Source organism: Microcystis sp. M53598_WE2, from assembly GCF_030067735.1.
In the GTDB taxonomy this organism is placed as follows: Bacteria; Cyanobacteriota; Cyanobacteriia; order Cyanobacteriales; family Microcystaceae; genus Microcystis; species Microcystis aeruginosa.
Genome location: NZ_JASJFE010000916.1, coordinates 1 through 4,146, shown reverse-complemented (window position 1 = coordinate 4,146; position 4,146 = coordinate 1). Strand labels below are relative to the sequence as shown.

Here is a 4,146-nt window from a genome sequence, read left to right as displayed (position 1 = left end):
CCCTAAACAAATGACAGACACCGGCGAAGATCTTTGATTGTTAAGCATTGCTGTGGGGTGTGGGGTGTGGGGTGTGGGGTGTGGGGTGTGGGGTGTGGGAAGAATAAATAAAAATAATCTCCTGACGACCGACGACCGTCTCCTGTCTCCTGAATCCTGACGACCGACTCCCGCTCACTGATTAATAACTTGTCAAGAAATCACGATAAATCAACTAGAGATTATCTTAGACATTGAGTATAATTAGACACATATATTAGGGGAAATTGCTCATAAATCAGTCCGATCGAGCGTGAATCCTCTTTTATTTTTTAGTCTTAGACTAAGGAAATATCATGGTTGATTGTAGTCAGATTCAGTTTGACGAGGATAAAAGCAAGATAGATCTATTGCAACTACGAGAATTATTTAATTTAACCGCATTTTGGGCAATCGATCGCCGTTTAGAAGATTTAGAAACCGCAATTGACTATAGTGATCCGGTGGTGACGGTGTGGAATGAGCGGCAATTAATTGGTTTTGCTCGCGCCATTTCTGACGGCATTTATCGGGCAACTATTTGGGATGTGATCGTTCATCCCGATTATCAGGGAGCGGGTTTAGGGCGTAAATTAGTAGAAACAGTCTTGGCCCATCCCCGAATAAATCGGGTGGAAAGAGTCTATTTGATGACTACTAATCAAGAAAATTTTTACCGGCGCATTGGTTTCCAAAGCAACGCCACCACGACGATGGTATTATTTAATCGTTATCCCGAGGAGTTTTCCTATCCGGCGATCGAGGTAAAGAAAAAACGATCCGTGTGAGCTTGTCCTGACTATTGTTATCGATTTGATCTAAGCTCATTTCCCCCCCCGAGACTTCGATAATTCCCTTCGCTAACTGAAATTTAAGACTGGGAGAAAGACCGAGAGCTTGAGTAAATTGTTTGACTTCTTCTGGCTTTGATTCTAAACTCAAAGGAGAAATTTCTGGCATTTGCCAGAGAGCGATTTCCCCCGGAAATTCTAGGGTAATAGTGACTTTTTTCTCGCCAAGGGCGCTTACCGATATACAAATAGAGCCACTCGTTAAGTTGGCGATCGCCGCATCGACGAGAAGGACAAGAGCGGAGGATAAACGTTGATAATCGGCAATAATAGCAATATCATCGGTCAAAGGGCTAAATTTAAGCTTAATATTGCGATTAGCTGCCTGTAAATAGGTTAAACTTGCCCAATCTTGCCAGAGTTTAGTTAAAGAAAAAATTTCTTGATCGAGAGGTATAGTACCAGACTCTAGTTTGGAGAGATTAATCATCTCATCGAGCATTGCCATCAGTTTACAGCCCGCCAGTTGCCCCTGGGCGATAAATTCCCTTTCCTCGGCCGGACTTTCACAAAGATCGGCGAGAATCAGTTGATGGAGACTGATCATACTGCTCAATGGCGATCGCAATTCGTGGGCAACCCGTCCCAAAAAACTGCTTTTGAGGTGATTAATTGCCACGGCCATCTGATAAGCGAGGCGAGTTTGCTGTAATTCCCGTTTTAAAGCGTCAATATCGTCCATATTTACAGAAAAACTGCCCCTTGTCGTAAGATATCCCATCCTTGACATTGCCAACGCGCGACGGTGGAGGGTTGTCCACTATTGATTATTCCCCATGCTTGCCTTTCTGTGGGCGCTAACACCGTCACCGAGGGAAAAGTAGTCATAATCGCTTCTGGAGTCAATAAAGGCTCTTGTCCTGACAGATTAGCACTTGTGGTCGCTAAAACACCAGTTCGACCGAGAATTTCTCTGGCGATCGCATGAGCGGGAACTCGGATACCAATCGTGCTAGGATTTTTAGGGTTAAGAACTTTTGGTACTTTTTCAGAAGCGGGTAAAACCAAAGTTAGGGAGCCGGGCCAGTATTTTTCGGTCATTTGCCGCCAAATTTCCCTTTCTTCCTGACTTCCCTTGACATAATCCCATAAATCTGCTGCTGAGGCCGCCATGAGAATTAAGGGTTTATCAAAAGTCCGTTTTTTAGCGGCAAAAATTAAGGCAGCATAGGGGGGAGAAACTGCTAAAGCGGGAACTGTATCCGTGGGAAAAGAAACCACTTGACCACTTAGGGCCGCGTGAACAATTTCGTTAAGAGAAGCAGTAGGCATTGAGAATTGATCATTTTTGGGGACTAATTTAGCCTAAAACTTTTTGGTACAATTTTAAACGGGTAGGGTTGATTCATGAATCAACCCTACCTTGAATCAACCCTACCTTGAATCAACCCTACTTGATCAGCGGGGTATCTGAAAGTTTTTAACACCTACCTACTTATCTCCAACCAATTAGCGACGATTAATTATGAATGAGCCTGATACTTTTGCTAATCTCGAACAATTAGAATATATTCCCTACCTAGATGCCACGGGTAATATCTGTGCTGATTTCCAGGGAAAAATCGGGGTTTATGCCATTTTTGATCGAGAACAAGTCTTAGAGTTTGTCGGCTATTCTCGTGATATTTATCTCAGTTTAAAACAACATCTTGCCAGACAGCCCCAAGCTTGTTATTGGCTAAAAATACAGTTGATTGATCGTCCTAATCGGACTATTCTCGAATCGATTAAACAAGCTTGGCTAAGAGAAAGTCAGGCAGTAATCGACAATGAAAAACTCTGGACAGAACCAATTGATGCTAAATTAGCCATGACTGAGACAGAAAAAGAATTTTATCAAAGTGCTGACGAATTGGGGCAAATCAAGTTATTAAAACAGGTATCCAGACGAGTAGAAAACGATATTTTATCAACCCTAGAAAAACGGGGAGTACAGATGGAAATTCGTTTTAATCCCAAGTTAAAAGAACAAGGTTTGCTCGATTTAAAGTAAAAATTACTAGGAGCGATCGATTCTCCCGACAAACCGCTATGATAGTATATCGCCCCATCCCGACACCAATGGAACAGCGATGACCACTCCAGACTGGCCAAACCTACTGCAGCAACTACTCGATCAAAAATCCCTTTCCCTTAACCAAGCTGAAGAATTAATGACCGGATGGTTAAACGGCCAGATTCCGGAAGTTTTATCGGGGGCGATTTTAGCGGCTTTGCAAGCAAAAGGAGTCTCGGCCGCGGAATTAGCGGGAATGGCCCGAGTTTTACGGCAACAATCTCGCTTAGAAGACCCTAAACCCCATACCACTCCCGTTATCGATACCTGTGGCACCGGCGGTGACGGGGCTTCAACCTTTAATATTTCCACTGCCGTGGCTTTTGTGGCGGCCGCCGGGGGTGTAAAAGTGGCTAAACACGGCAATCGCTCTGCTTCCAGCAAGGTCGGTTCGGCCGATGTTTTAGAATATCTTGGGGTTAATTTGAGCGCCCCTAGCGAGAAAGTAGCGGCGGCTTTAGATGGGGTGGGAGTGACCTTTCTTTTTGCCCCCGGTTGGCATCCAGCCCTGAAAAGTGTGGCTAATCTCCGCAAAACCCTGAAAGTTCGCACGGTTTTTAATCTTCTGGGCCCTCTAGTTAATCCTCTCCGTCCCACAGGTCAAGTTATCGGGGTTTATGACCGGCAATTTCTCACCCCCATGGCCACGGCTTTAGCACAAATGGGAACCCCAAAGGCGATTATTGTTCACGGCCGGGAAAAACTCGACGAGGTGGGGTTAGGAGATCTGACCGATATGGCTTTATTAAATAATGGCGAGGTGATTTCTGCGGCGATCGATCCCTTGTCAATTGCTATCCCCAGAGCCAGTTTAAATGCCCTTAAAGGCGGGGAAGTACCAGAAAATGCCGAAATCCTCAAAAATGTCCTGCAAGGGGGGGGAACGCCGGCTCAACGGGATGCTGTGGCGATTAATGCCTCTCTTGCCCTACAGGTGGCAGAAAAGGTCACTTTTGGCGACCATGCTGCCGGTTTCGCCCTCGCTCGCGACATTTTAGCCAGTGGGTTAGCTTGGCAAAAATTAGAGGAGTTGGTTAAGTTTCTCGCCTAGGACAATTCACAGGAGTCAGTCTCGATGAAAAAATTTTCACCCCCACAGATGAAAGAGGTTTTCTTCCCCACACCCCACACCCCACACCCCACACCCTCTTTCAAGTCAGGAGACTCCGAGACAGGAGATTGCTTTTATTTATTCTCCCCACTTCCCCACTCCCCCACTCT

The 4,146-nt window shown here is 45.3% G+C and carries 6 protein-coding genes; 3 read left to right on the top strand and 3 right to left on the bottom strand.

All coding sequences use genetic code 11. The features are described from left to right. Positions 1-40 precede the first annotated feature (40 nt). The gene (locus PX636_RS18605; protein WP_288118248.1) at positions 41-178 is read right to left on the bottom strand and encodes a hypothetical protein; all 138 of its coding nucleotides are present in this window, start codon (positions 176-178) and stop codon (positions 41-43) included. Between the two features lie 157 nt (positions 179-335). On the opposite strand from PX636_RS18605, the gene PX636_RS18600 reads away from it, so the two are divergent. Beyond that, positions 336-806, top strand: coding sequence for a GNAT family N-acetyltransferase (locus PX636_RS18600; RefSeq protein ID WP_004163152.1), 471 nt, complete (start codon positions 336-338; stop codon positions 804-806). Here PX636_RS18600 and PX636_RS18595 read toward each other — a convergent pair. Together PX636_RS18595 and PX636_RS18590 are read right to left on the bottom strand one after the other, a co-directional pair. Beyond that, the gene (locus PX636_RS18595) at positions 742-1,599 is read right to left on the bottom strand and encodes a sensor histidine kinase (RefSeq protein WP_288118247.1); all 858 of its coding nucleotides are present in this window, start codon (positions 1,597-1,599) and stop codon (positions 742-744) included. The genes PX636_RS18600 and PX636_RS18595 overlap by 65 nt on opposite strands. After that, on the bottom strand, positions 1,554-2,141 hold the full coding sequence (locus PX636_RS18590) for an L-threonylcarbamoyladenylate synthase (protein ID WP_288033956.1): 588 nt from the start codon (positions 2,139-2,141) through the stop codon (positions 1,554-1,556). Before PX636_RS18590 ends, PX636_RS18595 begins: the two co-directional genes overlap by 46 nt. A 193-nt stretch (positions 2,142-2,334) precedes the next feature. Here PX636_RS18590 and PX636_RS18585 point away from each other — a divergent pair, with 193 nt between their 5' ends. Together PX636_RS18585 and trpD are read left to right on the top strand one after the other, a co-directional pair. Then, positions 2,335-2,862 (top strand): GIY-YIG nuclease family protein, encoded by a 528-nt coding sequence (locus tag PX636_RS18585; protein WP_288118246.1) that lies wholly within the window; start codon positions 2,335-2,337, stop codon positions 2,860-2,862. 79 nt (positions 2,863-2,941) lie between these two features. Continuing rightward, positions 2,942-3,976, top strand: a complete 1,035-nt coding sequence (gene trpD, locus PX636_RS18580) for an anthranilate phosphoribosyltransferase (RefSeq protein WP_288118244.1) — start codon at positions 2,942-2,944, stop codon at positions 3,974-3,976. Positions 3,977-4,146 lie beyond the last annotated feature (170 nt).

Bases quoted from the DNA above. Each gene is read 5' to 3' on its own strand.
- PX636_RS18600 (WP_004163152.1), top strand. From the start codon at position 336: ATGGTTGATTGTAGTCAGATTCAGTTTGACGAGGATAAAAGCAAGATA.
- PX636_RS18595 (WP_288118247.1), bottom strand. From the start codon at position 1,599: ATGTCAAGGATGGGATATCTTACGACAAGGGGCAGTTTTTCTGTAAAT.
- PX636_RS18590 (WP_288033956.1), bottom strand. From the start codon at position 2,141: ATGCCTACTGCTTCTCTTAACGAAATTGTTCACGCGGCCCTAAGTGGT.
- PX636_RS18585 (WP_288118246.1), top strand. From the start codon at position 2,335: ATGAATGAGCCTGATACTTTTGCTAATCTCGAACAATTAGAATATATT.
- trpD (WP_288118244.1), top strand. From the start codon at position 2,942: ATGACCACTCCAGACTGGCCAAACCTACTGCAGCAACTACTCGATCAA.